This is a genomic window from Flavobacterium sp., assembly GCF_034111225.1.
In the GTDB taxonomy this organism is placed as follows: domain Bacteria; phylum Bacteroidota; class Bacteroidia; order Flavobacteriales; family Flavobacteriaceae; genus Flavobacterium.
The window spans coordinates 138,373-155,460 of record NZ_JAWUXR010000011.1; the positions used below are offsets into that span (position 1 = coordinate 138,373).

Here is a 17,088-nt window from a genome sequence, read left to right on the forward strand (position 1 = left end):
AATTTTAAAAATAAAAAAACCTGTAAATCTCTTTACAGGTTTTTAAAAATTTCACATCACTTCGACAAGCTCAGTGTGACAGTTATATTAACTATACGTTAAAACGGAAATGCATTACATCACCATCTTTAACGATGTATTCTTTTCCTTCTACTCTTAATTTACCAGCTTCTTTTACTTTTGCTTCTGTTCCAAAGTTTGAATAGTCTTCAAATGCAATAACTTCTGCACGAATGAATCCTTTTTCAAAGTCAGTATGGATAACTCCAGCAGCTTGTGGTGCAGTATTTCCAACATTGATAGTCCAAGCTCTTACTTCTTTAACTCCTGCTGTAAAATACGTTTGTAAGTTTAATAATTTATATGCTGCACGAATTAACACTGCCGAACCTGGCTCTGTTAATCCCATGTCTTCTAAAAATACTTGTCTTTCTTCGTAGCTTTCTAATTCAGTAATATCAGCTTCTGCTCCTACTGAAAGAATAATCACTTCTGCTTGTTCGTCTTTTACTAATTCTCTTACTTGCTCAACATATGTGTTTCCTTTAACTGCAGATTCTTCATCTACATTACATACATATAAAACAGGTTTTAAAGTAATTAATTGGAATTCTTCCATTAAAGCTTCTTCGTCAGCATTTTGAGCAACAACCGTACGAGCCGATTTTGCTTGTAATAAAGCTTCACGGATTCTATCTAACAACGCTTTTTCAACTTGCGCTTCTTTATTTCCTGTTTTTGCAGCGCGATTTGTTTTTTCTAAACGTTTTTCAACTGTTTCTAAATCTTTTAACTGCAATTCGATATCAATTGTTTCTTTATCGCGAATAGGATTTACATTTCCATCAACATGAATAATATTATCGTTATCAAAACAACGTAATACGTGAATAATTGCATTACACTCTCTAATGTTTCCAAGGAATTGATTTCCTAATCCTTCTCCTTTACTTGCTCCTTTTACTAATCCTGCAATATCAACAATATCAACAGTTGCCATTTGTACTCTTTCTGGTTTAACCAATTCTTCTAGACGGTTAATTCTTGGATCGGGTACGTTTACAACACCAATATTTGGTTCAATTGTACAAAAAGGAAAGTTTGCGCTTTGTGCTTTTGCATTTGACAAACAATTAAATAAAGTTGATTTTCCAACATTTGGTAATCCTACAATTCCTGCTTTCATTGTGAATGTATTTTTTAAAAGTGTGCAAATATAGTTTAAAAGTTATTGAGTAACAAAGTTTAACAAAAAGCTAATTATGTTTAAAGCACAAAAATGAGATTAATATAGAAGTGGGAATTATGTAAAATTAACAATTAGTTATATAACATAAGTTGAAGTAAACGGGGCTAGATTTGTAACTAATTAACATATAAAACATTATATTATGAAAACAATAATCATGGTGCTATCATTAATTTTTATGACAAGCACAGTTTTTGGACAAAACAAAAACGTAAAAGAAGAAACAAAAACGACAACTACAACTATTAAAGACTCTAAAGGAGAAAGTAAAATTGTAAAAACAGAAGAAATTAAAGAAGTTCAGGAAATTGAGTTTGAAAATGCGAACTCTAAAAAATTGAACAAAGACATGAAGCCAACTCCAGTAATTGTAACTACTACTAACGAAGTAAAAGTAGATGGAGAAACAAAATATATAGATGTTGATCATTCTTCTTATTATGATTTAGACGGAACTAAATATGAAATAAAATCAGATAATAAAGGGTATATTTTATTAAACAGAAATAAAAAAACTGCTAATGGAATATTGAGAAAAACATCAAATAATAATTATCTTTTTAGAAGTAAAAACAAAGTATCTGTAGGTTATTTTGATGAAAACGGTAATTTAGTTTTAGAAACATACGATCCAAAAACAGATAGTATGATTAAGGAAAAGTATGTAATTGAAAATGAACAATAATCTAGTTTAGTTTAAGTAGTTTTTAGTTTAAAAAGCCCTTCAATTGAAGGGCTTTTTTTTAATCAATAACAACTAAGCTTTTTAAAATGGATTCTTCATCTTTTGTTAGGATAATCCCTGAATCAAGTTCCCAATAGTCGGTAAGAACACTATTGGTTTTATTTATTAAAGTTTTTCCTTTAAATATTTCTTCATTTTTATATTTAAACGTTTTTGGTCTGAATTCGGTTGTTATGAAGTAATTTTTAATCTCAACTTTTACTTCTTTCTTTTTAGAATGTGAAATAAATCCAATTTCTTCTTTAGAACTTGCCAAATAATAGCGATGACTTTCATAACGATAGACATTCTTATACTCCGATTTGAAAATATTTTTTCTATTAAAATCTAATAAGCTTTTATCTTTTGACACTCTATCATTGGGTAAAACAGAACTTACTTCCATTATTAATTCATTCTTAGAATCGTATAAAACAGAATATTCATGTAACTCGCCAAGAACTGAAGTTAATGGCTTAACAATTACATAATTATAAGCATCATTTTGAGCATAACTTCTAATTTGAAAAGTATATATTTTTTTTGCCCTAGAATGCAACAAATCTTCTAAATAGGTAAACATGTAATAATTTTCCATTAAATTATTTAAGTCGTATCCTAAAATACTTTTATCAAAATCATCTAAAAAACCAATAGATCTGTTTTGTTCAACAAGGATATCAGTTTTTACTTTATTGTTATCGTCAAGAATTTGAAAGTTCAACAAACCATCGTTATAGTAACTATAAATATCATTCTTCTTAAAGAACTCTCTAGTATAAACTTTTAAATTTGCAGGAACAGTTATTTTTTTTCTAGATTTTTCAACTATTGATTTTAAAATATCCTGAGGATCTTTATTTGTAATAACAACTTCTTCTAAATTATTAGCATTACTTTCTAGATAAATGATGTTTTCTTTTTCTTTTAAAGAATTAGAAGAGATTCTTAGATCTTTATAAAAAACATGCGAAATCTCAATAATTGAAGATCTACTTAAATTAATTTTAAAAACTCCTTCTTTATTACTGATAAGGCCTTGATTGGTTCTAAGTATTGTAATTGTTGCATCTTCGATTGGAGTGTCGAATTCCTTATCCATCAAAATAATGGTTTTTTCATTATCTTGAGAATAACTATTTGCAAAAAATAAAGCTAAAATAATTATGTAGGTATATTTCATAATTTAGCAATTACTTAGTATAAATATATAAATATTCTTTAAATAGACAATTTTTTAACAAAAAAAACTCCTCATAATGAGGAGCTTATATTTATTCGTTATGTAAAAACGCTTGCCTGTTTAAGAGCGTTTCTTCGCTTTCTACATGTTCATCGTCTGGAATACAACAATCAACAGGGCAAACTGCAGCGCATTGAGGCTCTTCATGGAAACCTTTACATTCGGTACATTTTCCTGGAACAATGTAATACACATCATCAGAAATAGGTGTTTGAGCTGCATCTGAATCAACTTCTGTACCGTCAGGTAAAATAATTTTACCGTTTAGCTTTGTTCCGTCTTTGTATCTCCAATCATCTGCGCCTTCGTATATTGCTGTATTAGGACATTCTGGCTCACAAGCTCCACAATTAATACATTCGTCTGTTATAATTATTGCCATTTCTTCAAATTATAAATTACTAGGTTATAAAGTTAAGAGTTAAAAACTTTCTAACAAACAACTAAAACCTTATTTTTGTGCAAAATTACAATGTAAACCACATATATACAAGTTACAGATGTTACAAATTGAAATTAAAAATTGTTTTATTGAATTAGGTAAGTTTTTAAGTCAGTATTCATTAGAAAAAAATGAAAAAAAATCTGATGTAAAAAACAATGCATTGTATTTTGATGAATTTGTAACTTTAATAGAGTTGTCTCAATCTCATAATGGCTGGTTTACGCCAGAACAAGTATATTTTTCAATTACTTCATGGGCAGAAGCTTTGACAGAAGAAAATCTAAACAAATGGTTAAGCAACTATACTTTTAAAGAAAATTCGAATAAGAATATAGGAATCATTTTAGCTGGAAATATTCCGCTAGTTGGTTTTCATGATTTCTTATCGGTTTTAATATCAGGGAATAATGTTTTGGTAAAAACTTCTTCTAACGACCAACATTTAATAAAATTTTTAGCCAACTATCTAATTTCTATTGACAAAAGGTTAGAAGAGAAAACAACATTCGTTGAAGGAAAATTAGAAAATTTTGATGCTGTTATTGCAACAGGCAGCAACAATACTTCTCGTTATTTTGAATATTATTTCAAAAAAAAACCAAGTATCATTAGAAAAAACAGAAATTCAGTAGCGGTTTTAAATGGAAAAGAAACTACTGAAGAGTTAGAAAATCTTGGTGAAGACATTTTTAGATATTTTGGTTTAGGCTGTAGAAATGTTTCAAAATTATTTGTACCAAAAGGATATGATTTTAAACATTTTTTTGAATCTATTTTTAAATATAAAGATGTTATTTTTTATGATAGATATGCTAATAATTACGACTACAACAAAGCTGTTTTCTTAATGAGTCTTTACAAGTTACTAGACAATGAATTTTTAACTTTAAAAGAAGACACTAGTTATTCATCTCCAATTTCAAGTGTATTTTATGAATTTTATGAAGACATCAACGACCTAAAAACGCGTTTAGAAAATGATTCAAATCAAATTCAGTGTGTTGTTTCTAATAATTTATTGGAAAATAGTATTGAATTTGGACAAACTCAAAAACCACATCTTTGGGATTATGCTGATAATGTAGATACTTTAGACTTTTTAAATTCTCTAAACTAATTAAATGTTATTCACTTTAATTGTTAACAATTAAGTAAAATTTTAATTAAAATAAACACTCCTTTAATGGAGTATTTACGAAATTTGTAGCACAATACAACTAACTACTATTCATATTAAAAAATGAAAAAACACAATTACAGTGCAGGACCTTGCATCTTACCCCAAGAAGTTTTTGAAAAAGCAGCTCAAGCAGTTTTAAATTTCAAAGATTCGGGTTTGTCAATTTTAGAAATTTCACATAGAAGCGCTGATTTTGTTTCGGTTATGGAAGAAGCAAGAGCTTTAGCATTAGAACTTCTAGGCTTAGAAGGAAAAGGATACCAAGCTTTGTTTTTACAAGGAGGTGCTAGTCTAGAATTTTTAAGAATTCCTCAAAACTTAATGCACGAAAATGGAAAAGCAGCTTATTTAGACACTGGAACATGGGCAAATGGAGCCATTAAAGAAGCGAGAGCATTTGGCGAAACGATTGTTGTTGCATCTTCTAATGATGCAAACTATACTTTTATCCCTAAAGACTATTCAATTCCTTCAGACGCAAATTATTTTCACTGTACTTCAAACAACACCATTTTTGGAACACAAATGAAATCTTTTCCTAAAACTTCAATTCCTGTTGTTTGTGATATGAGTTCGGATATTTTTTCACGTAGTTTAGACTTTTCAAAATTTGATTTAATCTACGCAGGTGCTCAAAAAAATATGGGTCCGGCTGGAACTACTTTAGTAGTTATTAAAGAAGAATTATTAGGAAAAACAAGTAGAAATATTCCTAATATTTTAAATTACCAACAGCATATTGCTAAAGAAAGTATGTATAATACTCCACCAGTATTTGCTGTATATACATCATTACTAACTTTACAATGGTTAAAAGCTAAAGGCGGAATTGCAGCAATTGAAAAAGAGAATGAAACAAAAGCAGCTTTGCTTTACGCTGAAATAGATAGAAACCCTTTATTTAAAGGAGCTGCAAATAAAGAAGATCGTTCTAGTATGAATGCTACTTTTTTATTAGTAGATGAAAACCATAAAGAAGCGTTTGATAAAATATGGAAAGCACTAGGCGTTACTGGTATAAATGGACACCGCTCTGTGGGAGGATATAGAGCATCAATGTATAATGCTTTACCTCTAGAAAGTGTACAAGTATTGGTAAACGCAATGCAGGAGTTAGAAAAAAATATTTAATAAATTAATAATTGGCATCGAAAGATGCTGAAATAAATTCAGCATAAAAATGAAAGTATTAGCAAATGATGGAATTTCTAAAAAGGGAATTAAAGCCTTAGAAAAAGGAGGATTTGAAGTTATTACTACAAAAGTTGCTCAAGAGCAAGTTGCAAATTACCTAAACACACATTCAATTGATGTCCTTTTAGTGCGTAGTGCAACTAAAGTAAGACAGGATATTATTGACAATTGTCCAAGTTTGAAAATTATTGGGCGTGGTGGTGTAGGAATGGATAATATTGATGTAGACTATGCTCGTAGTAAAGGAATACATGTTATCAATACTCCAGCTGCATCCTCAGAATCAGTAGCTGAATTGGTTTTTGCACATTTATTTTCTGGCGTTCGTTTTTTACATGATGCTAATAGAACAATGCCTCTTGAAGGCGATACCAATTTTAATGGCTTAAAGAAAGCTTATGGAAATGGCTTAGAACTAAGAGGAAAGACTTTAGGTATCATCGGTTTTGGACGAATTGGACAAGCAGTTGCTAAAATTGCTCTTGGACTTGGCATGAAAGTAATTGCATCTGATAAATATGTTGGAGAAGCAGTAATTAGAGTTGATTTTTATAACGGACAATTTATCAATGTTGATATTATAACAGAACCATTAGAAGATTTATTCAAACATTCTGATTTCATTACTGTACATGTTCCTGCTCAAGATGGCTATTTAATAGGAAGAGATGAAATAAAAATAATGAAAAATGATGTTGGAATCGTGAATGCGGCTCGTGGCGGTGTCATTGATGAAGTAGCATTAGTAGAAGCATTAGACGAAGGAAAAGTTTTATTTGCTGGCTTAGATGTTTTTGAAAATGAACCAACACCAGAAATGAAAATTTTAATGAATACTAAAATATCTTTAACTCCACATATTGGAGCAGCAACAAATGAAGCACAAGATAGAATTGGTACTGAACTTGCAGAACAAATTATAAGCTTACTTAAAAACAGTTAATATTTATTTTTGTAGCTTTATAGATTAAATTTAAAATAAAATTATGTCAGGAATTACAGATTTATTAAACAGTGCTATGGGTAAAGAACTTGTAAGTTCAATTTCTCAAAAAACAGGAATTAATGCTTCACAAGCTACAAACGTAGTTTCATCTGGATTACCAGCTCTTATGGGAGCCATGCAAAACAATTTAAGCTCGTCTGAAGGCGCTTCAGGGCTATTAGGCGCTTTAACTAGTGGTAAGCACGATGGAAGTGTCTTAGATAACCTTGGTAGCTTTTTAAATGGTAGTGATTTTTCTGATGGTTCAAAAATTTTAGGACACGTTTTAGGAGGAAATCAAGACACAATGGTGCAAGGATTAAGCTCTAAAACAGGAGTTGATTCTAGTATTATTTCTAAAATATTACCTATGCTTGCTCCTATTGTTATGGGTTACTTAGGAAAACAAACTAAAAGTAAAGGTGTTTCTAACAGTTCTGATTTAGGCGGAATGTTAGGCGGACTTTTAGGTGGCGCAGGTGGTAACTCAATGTTAACATCAGTATTAGACCAAAACGGAGATGGGAAATTAGATATTAGCGATGCTATGTCTGCGTTAAGCGGAAAGAAAAAAGGTGGTCTTGGTGGTTTACTAAGCGGACTTTTTGGAAAAAAATAAGATTATTATAGCTATATTTAAAAAGCATCAACATTGTTGGTGCTTTTTTTTATCTTTATAAGACAAAATTTCTAAGACATGAAAACATATATAATTATCATTTTGAGCATAATTGGGCTTATCTTTTCTTGTAAAAGTCAGAATAATAATACTGAATTTAAAAACAGTAATACACAACTTGAATCTGACACTATTAGAATTGCAAATGAAGCCTTAGAATATGAAATTATTATTATTGATGGTGGTTTTACGTCTTGGTTTAATACCTTTGCAAGACCAAGAGGTTTTTATTCACAATCGTACTTAGAAATAAGAAATCAAGTATGGGTTCAGGAGTGGAATTACAGAGTGAATCGTTCACCACAACTAAACTCAATATACGATTGGCTTATAAATTATGATAGTAGTGTGAATTTTGGTTATGAAGTGAATTATATGCTTTATAATTACTTGGTGTATTTTCAATTAAAACACAAAACTAAATTAGGAGGTTTTACTCCAAGAATTTAAGAAATGAATAAATTAAAAGAACGTTGGAATATTGACAATAATTGGCAATTAATAATCATTTTTATAGTATTTGCAATTACAGGCTCTACAGCTACTTACTTATCTAAACCAGTAACAAATATATTAGGAATTTCAAAAGAACTCATGTCACTTTGGCTATATTGGCCTTTAAGAATACTCCTTTTATTCCCAATTTACCAAGTACTGCTAGTTTTTATAGGAGCATTGTTTGGACAGTTTAAATTCTTTTGGGAGTTTGAAAAGAAAATGTTATACAGAATGAAACTTGATTTTATAGTTGATTATGTAGACAGTAAATTAAAATAAAAGCTCCAAAAAGGAGCTTTTATTTTTTATAAACATAAGTATAGAGCCAAGTTAAAGTAAATGTTGGTAAAACATCTATAAAAGGTAATATCTCTTCAATAAAACCTATTACACCGGCAACTTTACCAGTTGTACCTTTATACATTTTCATTAAAAGTATTCCTGATATTGGAGCCCAAATTAAATCAATTGATTCAGCATAAACAGGTATTAGATAGGAAATCATTCCTATTAAATCGAAAACAATACCTGCATATAATTTTTTGAATTTATTTGATTGTTTTTTATCTTCGTTTATTTGTAATTTATTTTTCATATTAAAAAGTAACAATAATTAAATTCTAATAATCAAATTGAATGCCATTAGTTATTCTTTACTAATTAATTTATAAAAATCTTCCCTAAATGCTCTATCACTAAAAACTCCACCATACTGTAATGTTGAAGTAAAGCTTGATTCATCTTTAATACCTCTACTTGATACACATAAATGTTTTGCTTCAACTACAACCATAACATTTTCGGTTTCTAGAACTGTTTTTAACTCATTAAATATCTGCATAATCATACGCTCTTGCACCTGTGGTCTTCTAGCATAATAATCAACAATTCTATTTAGTTTAGACAATCCAATTACTTTACCAGATGAGATATAACCTATATGAGTCTTGCCAACAATAGGTAAGAAATGATGCTCACAAGTTGAATTAAAACTTATATTAGCTTCAACCAACATTTTATCATAATGATAAGAATTATCAAATACAGAAATTTTAGGCTTATTTAAAGGGTTTAATCCTGAAAATATTTCTTTAACAAACATTTTTGCAACTCTGTGAGGAGTACCTCGTAAGCTGTCATCTGTTAAATCAAGTCCTAATTCATTCATAATTACTTCAAAATGTTTTGAAATAACTAGCATTTTTTCTTCATCAGATTTCACAAATGCATCAGCTCTCATTGGTGTTTCGGCAGATGTCATTTGGTGATTATCTCCAATAATATCAAAAATTTCTTTTTCAATAGTAGTTTTCATAGCAATTTCCCCTTCTATTTAAGTTTTGATTTATAATATTTTCTCAATTTTTCCAATTTTGGTGCAATCACCATCTGACAATAACCTTGTTCACTATTTGATGCATAATAATCTTGATGATATTCTTCGGCTTCATAAAAAATAACAGCCGATGAAATTTTCGTAACTATAGCTTTACTATACAATTTCTCTTTTTCAATAAATTGAATGTAAGCTTCTGTTTTTTCTTTTTGCTCCAATGAGTGATAAAAAACTTCACTTCTGTATTGTGTCCCCACATCTGCACCTTGCCTATTCAATGTAGTTGGGTCATGTGTTCCAAAAAACACTTCTAATAAATCTTCAAAAGCTATTTCGTTTGGATTAAAAGTAATTTGAATAGCTTCTGCATGACCAGTAGTTCCATTACAAATCTCTCTATAAGAAGGGTTTTTTACCGTTCCACCTGTGTATCCAGAAATCACTTTCTTAACTCCTTTTAATTCATTAAAAATAGCTTCGGTACACCAAAAGCATCCACCAGCAAACGTGGCAATTTCCATATTATTTTCAATCTTCATTTTTACAGGTTCTTTAAATTCTTTAATTTCAGATTTCTTTTCTTGTGATTGACAAGATTGAAAAATGAATAATAATGCTACTAATAAATTTTTCATAATATTATTATTTTGTTTAACAAAAGTATGCTTTTAATTAAACAAATTTACATATTTAACTAAAAATTATATTTCATATACGTAAATAAAACATAAAATAGATTTTAAGTAGGAAAAAAAAATAGTTTCTTTGTACAAAGCTAGATTATGATTATTGCGAATAACTTACATAAAAAATACGACGAACTTCATGTTTTAAAAGGAGTTAGTTTGCACATTAAAAAAGGGGAAATTGTCTCTATTGTTGGTGCCTCAGGAGCAGGAAAAACAACACTTTTACAAATATTAGGCACTTTAGATTTACCTTCAAAAGAAGCTTCAACTTCACTAGTTATTAATGGAGAAGATATTTTGAATATGAAAGACAAAGCAATGTCTCAATTTAGAAACTTAAATTTAGGTTTTATTTTTCAATTTCATCAATTATTACCCGAATTTACAGCATTAGAAAATGTATGTATTCCGGGTTTTATTGCTAAAAGAAATAAAAAAGATGTAGAAGATGAAGCTAAGAAGTTATTAGATTTCTTAGGTCTTTCGCATAGAATTAACCATAAGCCAAATGAACTTTCAGGTGGTGAACAACAACGTGTAGCAGTTGCAAGAGCTCTAATAAACAAACCTGCTGTAATTTTTGCTGATGAACCTTCTGGAAATTTGGATACAAATACTGCCGAAAATTTACATCAATTGTTTTTCAAACTTCGTGATGAATTTGGGCAAACTTTTGTAATTGTTACACATAACGAAGAATTAGCCAATATGGCCGATAGAAAACTGGTTATGGTAGACGGAAACATTGTTTAAATAAGCATGACACAATCTGAGCTCAAAGAATTTTTAGACGAAAAAGTAATTTTATACAATAATCCGAAATTTATTGATAGCGATCCTATACAAATCCCTCATTCATTTACCTTAAAAGAAGATATTGAAATTTCCGCTTTTTTAAGCGCAACAATTGCTTGGGGAAATCGCAAAATGATTATTAACAACGCTAAACGCTTAATGAATATAATGGGCAATTCGCCTTATGATTTTGTAATGAATCACCAAGAAAATGATTTAGAACCATTATCCAATTTTGTTCATCGCACATTTAACGCAATCGATGCTGTTTATTTTATAAAATCTCTCCAAAATATTTACCAAAATCATAAAGGCTTAGAAACTGTTTTTGCTAAAAATCAAGAAACAACTAGTCTACAAAAAAGTATTTCGGAAGCTAAAAAAGTGTTTTTCGAATTGGAACACCCACAAAGAACTACCAAACATTTTTCTGACCCTATGAATGGCTCTGCAGCAAAAAGAATTAACATGTTTTTACGTTGGATGATTCGACAAGATAATGCTGGTGTAGATTTTGGAATATGGAAATCCATTTCTCCAAGTGCCGTTTCTTGTCCGCTTGATGTTCATTCTGGAAATGTTGCTAGAAAACTAGGCCTACTTACAAGAAAACAAAACGACGCAAAAGCTTTACTAGAGTTAGATACAAATCTTCGGAAATTAGACCCAATTGATCCTTCAAAATATGATTTTGCATTATTTGGTCTAGGTATTTTTGAAAAGTTTTAATTGTAAAAAAACATTTGTTAAATACAACAATATTAAGGACTATCATGCGTTAATAGAAAATCACTCCAAAACCATTTACTAATGAAACCATACAAAAACTACATTGGATTTCTAGCTTTAATTTGTTTGTTCATTTCTTGTAAAAAAGAGGCAATAAATTCTGAAAATGATGATTTAGTTTCTGGAATAAACACACCAATTCCAAAGGCTGATATAAAGTATGATGCTTATAAAATTAATCCTAATAAGGATACTGTTATATATCATAAATCTGGAGCTGTTCTTGAAATTCCAAAAAATGCATTTTTAAATTCTAAAGGAGAAGTTGTAACCGATTTTGTAGACGTTCAATTTAGAACTTTATCTAATCCTTTGGAGATTTATTTAGCCGGAGTTCCAATGAATTTTACAACTAACAAAAAAGTACAATTAGTATTTGAATCAGCTGGTATGTTTGAAATAAATGCAAATTTGCCTGAAGAAAATTTAAGAGTAAACCCGAAAAATAAAATAAACGTAACGTTAAATAGTTTTAGTAATGATAGCAATTTCAACACTTATGACTTAGAAAACGACACAAAAGTTTGGGTTGAAACTGGAAAAGATAAAATAAGCGAATCATCAAAAGAAGAAGCTTTAGCTAAATTACCCGAATTACCTATTGCACCAAAATTATCAACAAAGGCTGCATTTCAAATTATAGATGAAAGGGAAGAATCGAATACTTTAGCCGAATATAAAGATGTTTGGTTTGAACCAATAGACGGAAAACAAGTTCGTAATAGCACAAAAGATATTAAAATAAAAGATTTGAAAAATGGGACTTATGAAGTTACTTTTCATTCATTATTTGATTTAAATGAAAACTCAGAAACAAAAGTAATTTGCCGTTTAGCTTTCAATAACGACAAAGAGTATTCAAAAGCGCTTAAAAAGTATCAAAATAAATATGCCAAAAGAATTAAAGAAGATAAGGATAAAAGAGATAAAATTGAAAGAGATTGGACTATTTATAATAACCAATTAGAAGAATACAGACTTTTTTTCGCTAAAAACGAAATTCAAAAAACAAAAGGAAGTCAAAAAATCATTAGAAGTTTAGAAGTAAACAAGTTTGGATTTGTAAATATAGATAGACCAATAGATTTTCCTCAAGGAGGAAATATTAGTCCGATTTATGTAGATGAAAACAATAATAAAATAGCCTTAAAGGAGATCGTTCTTGTTGAAACGGGTAGGAATTCTTTATATAGATACAAGAATGAAATAAAATTTAATCCTGAAAACGATAATTTACTTTGGGGATTAACTAATGAGGGAAAATTGGCATACTTTACAAAAGAAGATTTTAAACAAATTAAAAAAAATAAAGGTAAAGTAAATTTAAAAATGCGAATTCATCCTATTGAATTAACTAGTTATGATGAAATTATAACCGTTTTATTTCCTAAATAATTATTTTTTAAAATAATATTAAGCTTCAATCTCTATAATTCAGAATAAAATGTAACATAATACATTTATTCTCGTCTTGTAATAAAATCAATTACTTTGGAAACAATACTTACCATTCAAAATCTAAATAAGATTTACGGCAGAAAAGTACACGCTGTGAAAAATCTTTCTTTCGAAATAAAAAAAGGAAATGTCTACGGAATTTTAGGACCAAATGGTTCAGGGAAATCTACAACACTAGGGATAACGCTTAATGTTGTAAATAAAACTTCAGGAGATTACAAATGGTTTGATGGTGCCATGGAAACGCATGAAGCACTAAAAAAAGTTGGAGCAATAATTGAGCGCCCAAATTTTTACCCTTACATGACAGCAGAAGAAAACCTGAAACTTGTTTGTAAAATTAAAAGTATTCCATTTCAGAAAGTAATAGAAAAATTAGAGTTAGTAGGTTTATTGGATAGAAAAGATGACAAATTTAGCACGTTTTCATTAGGAATGAAACAACGACTAGCTATTGCTTCTGCACTTCTAAATGATCCAGAAATTTTAATTTTAGACGAGCCTACAAACGGTTTAGACCCACAAGGAATTAGACAAATTAGAGATTTAATTAGAGTTATTGCTTCACAAGGGACTACTATCTTATTAGCATCACATTTATTAGACGAAGTAGAAAAAGTATGTAGCCATGTTGTGGTTTTACGAAAAGGAGAAATGTTATACCAAGGAACGGTCGAAGGAATGCTTTCTAGCGAAGGTTTCTTTGAATTGCAAGCCGACGACATGCATTTACTTGAAGCTACACTTGCAAAACATCCATCTGTTGACAAAATAGTTACTGAAGAAGGGAAATTATTAGTTTATCTAAATAATGTCTTAGAAGCCAAAGAATTAAATACTTATTTATTCCAAAACGATATTGTTTTAAATCATTTAGTAAAAAGAAAAAACAGTTTAGAAGAGCAATTTTTACAACTAACAAACAACAATTAATTCCTAAAAAATGAAAAGATTACTCTCTATAGAACTTCAAAAATTATTTAAAAACAGATCAAGTAAAATTTTAATTTTAGCATATTTTGTATTGCTTTCTCTAATTGCTTTGATTGCCTCTTTAAAATTTAATATTGGAAGTTTTGAAATAAATATTGCCGAACAAGGGATTTTTAACTTTCCATATATTTGGCATTTTAACACATATATAGCTTCTATTTTAAAATTGTTTTTAGCAATAGTAATTGTTTCTATGATGTCAAACGAATACAGTTATGGTACTTTAAAACAAAATTTAATTGATGGAATGAGCAAAAAAGAATTCATTTTATCTAAATTTTACACAATATTATTGTTTGCATTTGTGTCAACTGTTTTCATTTTTATTTTATCATTAATTTTAGGCTACTCTTTTTCTTCTTATGATGAAATATCTATAGTTACAACTGAAATGGAATATCTATTTGCTTACTTTATAAAGCTTGTAGGATTCTTCTCTTTCTGTTTGTTTTTAGGAATTTTGATTAAAAGGAGTGCTTTTGCGCTTGGTTTTTTAATGATTCAATATATTGGAGAGCGAATTACTTTTGGAATTTTAAAAAAGAATTTTTTATCTGATAAAATGGCAAACGATGTTTATGATTTGTTTCCGCTTGAAGCAATGAGTAACTTAATAAAAGAGCCTTTCACAAGACTTTCAGCCATTAGCAACTTAGAAACAGCAATTGGCGGTGAAAAAGTATGGCGCTTTTATGGTGTTCATTTTGGAGAAGTGAGTATTGTAATTGTTTGGACTTTTATATTTATTTTAACATCTTTTTATATTCTTAAAAAACGAGATTTATAGTATCTTTGCAGAAGCTATGAATAAATTATATCTTTTAATTATTATTGTTTTTTCAAACATTACTGCAGTTTTTTCTCAAAACATAACTGTAGATGAGACTTATACTGCCCAAAACTTAATTCAAAACGTTTTATTTTCAAACCCTTGTGCTTCAGCTTCAGTTTCAAATGTTACTGTATCAGGAGGTAATTTTGCAAGTGGAGAAAAAAGTTGGGGCTACTTTAATAATAATGGCGCTATTTTTCCATTTCAAGATGGAATTATTTTAAGTACTGGTAAAATTGCAAATGCTCCTGGTCCCAATACAAGTATTCTTGAAGATGGAGGAAGCATGGGATGGGGAGGAGATATTGACTTACAAAATGCATTAGGAATTTCAAACTCATTTAATGCTACAATTTTAGAATTTGACTTTATACCTCTTGGCGACAAGATAAGTTTTGATTATATGTTTTCTTCTGAACAATATTTATCAAACCCAACATCTAATCAATGTGACTTTACTGATGGATTTGCGTTCTTATTAAAAGAAGTAGGCACATCAACTTATCAAAACCTTGCTTTGGTCCCAGGAACTTCAACTCCTGTTAAAGTGAATACCGTGAGGGGTTTTGGTACGATTTGCCTCCCAGAAAACGAACAATACTTTGATGCTTTTAATGATGCGAATCATCCAACTAATTTCAACGGACAAACAAAAATATTAACCGCACAAGCAAATGTTATTCCTGGCACACAATATCACATTAAATTAGTTATTGCTGATGAAGGAAATTACAGATATGATTCGGCTATTTTTCTTGGAGGTGGAAGCTTTAATTTTGGTGTTGATTTAGGTAATGACAGAACTTTTTTAAACAAGAATCCAATATGTTTTGATGAAAGCTTTACTTTGGATGCTAGTGATGCTAATCCTGCTACATACAATTGGTATTTTAATGGAAGTCCTATTCCAGGTGAAACAAACCCAACACTAAATTTTGTACCACCATATACTTCATCTATGGATGGTATTTACGAAATCTATGTAAATGAAGGTGGATTATGCGAGAAAAAAGGGGAAATAAATTTAGAATTTACAGAAGGACTAGTCTTAAACCAAACATCTTATACTAAGTGCGATGACGATGGTGTTCAAAATGGACTAACTTATTTTAATCCTATTGATATTGTCAATATGAAATCTAATTTATATTTGAACTTACCTGGTTATTATACCGTAGAATTATTCAAAACACCTACAGATATTACTCCATTAACAATTCCTTTTTTCAACACTACTGCATTTTCTCAAGTTATATATGCTAAGGTTACTAATTCAAACTGTTTTGACACAATTCCAATAACTATTTCGGTCAATATTTTTGAATTAAACACACCAAATATAACCGTTAACATTTGCGAAGAAGATGATGTATATCTTCAAGCTGAGCAAGGTTTTAGTTATTTATGGAGTACCGGTGAAACAACCTCATCAATAAGTGTAAATACACAAGGAATATATACTGTAGATATTATAAGTACTTATGAATGTTTTGCAACACAAACCTTTACAGTAAGAAGTTCCGAAAAAGCTACTATAAATGAAATAATAATAAATGACTTATCTAACGAGAATTCAGCACAAATAATTGTTTCAGGAAATGGTGACTATGAATATTCATTAGATGGAATAAATTATCAAAATAGTTCAATCTTTACTAATTTAGATGGTGGTGACTATGTTATTTTTGTTCAAGATAAAAAAGGATGTGGTATTAGTACAAAATCTTTTTATATTTTAGATTACCCAAAGTTTTTTACTCCAAATAACGACGGATATAATGACACATGGTATATAAAGGACCTAGAAAAAAGAGGGATTGAAGCTAGTAAAATTTATATATTTGATAGATACGGAAAATTACTAAAACAAATCACCCCTTTAGACCAAGGTTGGGATGGCACTTTTAATGGAGTTCCTCTACCATCAACTGATTATTGGTTTCTTATGGAACAACCTAATGGTAAAGTTGTAAGTAGCCATTTTGCTTTAAAAAGATAG

Annotated in this window: 19 protein-coding genes; 13 read left to right on the forward strand and 6 right to left on the reverse strand. The window is 29.5% G+C overall.

Going from position 1 to position 17,088, the window contains the following annotated elements; all coding sequences use genetic code 11:
- Positions 1–91: 91 nt before the first annotated feature.
- On the reverse strand, positions 92–1,186 hold the full coding sequence (gene ychF, locus UXY25_RS05875; RefSeq protein WP_320815078.1) for a redox-regulated ATPase YchF: 1,095 nt from the start codon (positions 1,184–1,186) through the stop codon (positions 92–94).
- Positions 1,187–1,391: 205 nt separating this feature from the next.
- On the opposite strand from ychF, the gene UXY25_RS05880 reads away from it, so the two are divergent.
- Positions 1,392–1,934 (forward strand): hypothetical protein, encoded by a 543-nt coding sequence (locus UXY25_RS05880; RefSeq protein ID WP_320815079.1) that lies wholly within the window; start codon positions 1,392–1,394, stop codon positions 1,932–1,934.
- 58 nt (positions 1,935–1,992) lie between these two features.
- Here the strand turns inward: UXY25_RS05880 and UXY25_RS05885 are convergent, their stop codons facing one another.
- Complete coding sequence (locus UXY25_RS05885; RefSeq protein ID WP_320815080.1) at positions 1,993–3,156, reverse strand: carboxypeptidase-like regulatory domain-containing protein; 1,164 nt, start codon at positions 3,154–3,156, stop codon at positions 1,993–1,995.
- Positions 3,157–3,247: 91 nt separating this feature from the next.
- Positions 3,248–3,598 (reverse strand): 4Fe-4S dicluster domain-containing protein, encoded by a 351-nt coding sequence (locus UXY25_RS05890; RefSeq protein ID WP_320815081.1) that lies wholly within the window; start codon positions 3,596–3,598, stop codon positions 3,248–3,250.
- Positions 3,599–3,716: 118 nt separating this feature from the next.
- Between UXY25_RS05890 and UXY25_RS05895 the strand changes: the two genes are divergently transcribed.
- The 6 genes from UXY25_RS05895 (at position 3,717) to UXY25_RS05920 (ending at position 8,476) form a co-directional block, all read left to right on the forward strand.
- Complete coding sequence (locus UXY25_RS05895; protein WP_320815082.1) at positions 3,717–4,778, forward strand: acyl-CoA reductase; 1,062 nt, start codon at positions 3,717–3,719, stop codon at positions 4,776–4,778.
- 123 nt (positions 4,779–4,901) lie between these two features.
- A complete protein-coding gene (gene serC, locus UXY25_RS05900; protein ID WP_320815083.1) occupies positions 4,902–5,972 on the forward strand; it encodes a 3-phosphoserine/phosphohydroxythreonine transaminase in 1,071 nt (356 codons plus the stop codon).
- A gap of 49 nt (positions 5,973–6,021) precedes the next feature.
- Positions 6,022–6,978: a D-2-hydroxyacid dehydrogenase gene (locus UXY25_RS05905; RefSeq protein ID WP_320815084.1), complete on the forward strand. Its 957-nt coding sequence runs from the start codon at positions 6,022–6,024 to the stop codon at positions 6,976–6,978.
- Between the two features lie 43 nt (positions 6,979–7,021).
- Entirely contained in the window at positions 7,022–7,639 is a 618-nt protein-coding gene (locus UXY25_RS05910) for a DUF937 domain-containing protein (protein WP_320815085.1), read from the forward strand.
- A gap of 78 nt (positions 7,640–7,717) precedes the next feature.
- Positions 7,718–8,149 carry a DUF6146 family protein gene (locus tag UXY25_RS05915; RefSeq protein ID WP_320815086.1) on the forward strand — a complete coding sequence of 144 codons (432 nt, stop codon included), beginning with the start codon at positions 7,718–7,720 and terminating at the stop codon, positions 8,147–8,149.
- Positions 8,150–8,152: 3 nt separating this feature from the next.
- Positions 8,153–8,476 (forward strand): DUF6787 family protein, encoded by a 324-nt coding sequence (locus UXY25_RS05920; RefSeq protein WP_320815087.1) that lies wholly within the window; start codon positions 8,153–8,155, stop codon positions 8,474–8,476.
- Between the two features lie 19 nt (positions 8,477–8,495).
- Here the strand turns inward: UXY25_RS05920 and UXY25_RS05925 are convergent, their stop codons facing one another.
- The 3 genes from UXY25_RS05925 to msrA are packed head-to-tail and all read right to left on the reverse strand — an operon-like array spanning position 8,496 to position 10,168.
- Entirely contained in the window at positions 8,496–8,792 is a 297-nt protein-coding gene (locus UXY25_RS05925; protein ID WP_320815088.1) for a hypothetical protein, read from the reverse strand.
- A gap of 51 nt (positions 8,793–8,843) precedes the next feature.
- Complete coding sequence (folE, locus tag UXY25_RS05930; protein WP_320815089.1) at positions 8,844–9,512, reverse strand: GTP cyclohydrolase I FolE; 669 nt, start codon at positions 9,510–9,512, stop codon at positions 8,844–8,846.
- Positions 9,513–9,526: 14 nt separating this feature from the next.
- Positions 9,527–10,168 carry a peptide-methionine (S)-S-oxide reductase MsrA gene (gene msrA / locus UXY25_RS05935; RefSeq protein ID WP_320815090.1) on the reverse strand — a complete coding sequence of 214 codons (642 nt, stop codon included), beginning with the start codon at positions 10,166–10,168 and terminating at the stop codon, positions 9,527–9,529.
- Positions 10,169–10,315: 147 nt separating this feature from the next.
- On the opposite strand from msrA, the gene UXY25_RS05940 reads away from it, so the two are divergent.
- The 6 genes from UXY25_RS05940 to UXY25_RS05965 all read left to right on the forward strand — a co-directional run bounded on the left by UXY25_RS05940 (position 10,316) and on the right by UXY25_RS05965 (position 17,088).
- Positions 10,316–10,975 carry an ABC transporter ATP-binding protein gene (locus UXY25_RS05940; protein WP_320815091.1) on the forward strand — a complete coding sequence of 220 codons (660 nt, stop codon included), beginning with the start codon at positions 10,316–10,318 and terminating at the stop codon, positions 10,973–10,975.
- A gap of 6 nt (positions 10,976–10,981) precedes the next feature.
- Positions 10,982–11,746, forward strand: a complete 765-nt coding sequence (locus UXY25_RS05945; RefSeq protein ID WP_320815092.1) for a TIGR02757 family protein — start codon at positions 10,982–10,984, stop codon at positions 11,744–11,746.
- Between the two features lie 81 nt (positions 11,747–11,827).
- Positions 11,828–13,201 (forward strand): hypothetical protein, encoded by a 1,374-nt coding sequence (locus UXY25_RS05950; protein WP_320815093.1) that lies wholly within the window; start codon positions 11,828–11,830, stop codon positions 13,199–13,201.
- Between the two features lie 96 nt (positions 13,202–13,297).
- Positions 13,298–14,197, forward strand: a complete 900-nt coding sequence (locus tag UXY25_RS05955) for an ABC transporter ATP-binding protein (protein ID WP_320815094.1) — start codon at positions 13,298–13,300, stop codon at positions 14,195–14,197.
- Between the two features lie 10 nt (positions 14,198–14,207).
- Complete coding sequence (locus tag UXY25_RS05960; protein WP_320815095.1) at positions 14,208–15,044, forward strand: ABC transporter permease; 837 nt, start codon at positions 14,208–14,210, stop codon at positions 15,042–15,044.
- Between the two features lie 16 nt (positions 15,045–15,060).
- Positions 15,061–17,088 (forward strand): choice-of-anchor L domain-containing protein, encoded by a 2,028-nt coding sequence (locus UXY25_RS05965; protein ID WP_320815096.1) that lies wholly within the window; start codon positions 15,061–15,063, stop codon positions 17,086–17,088.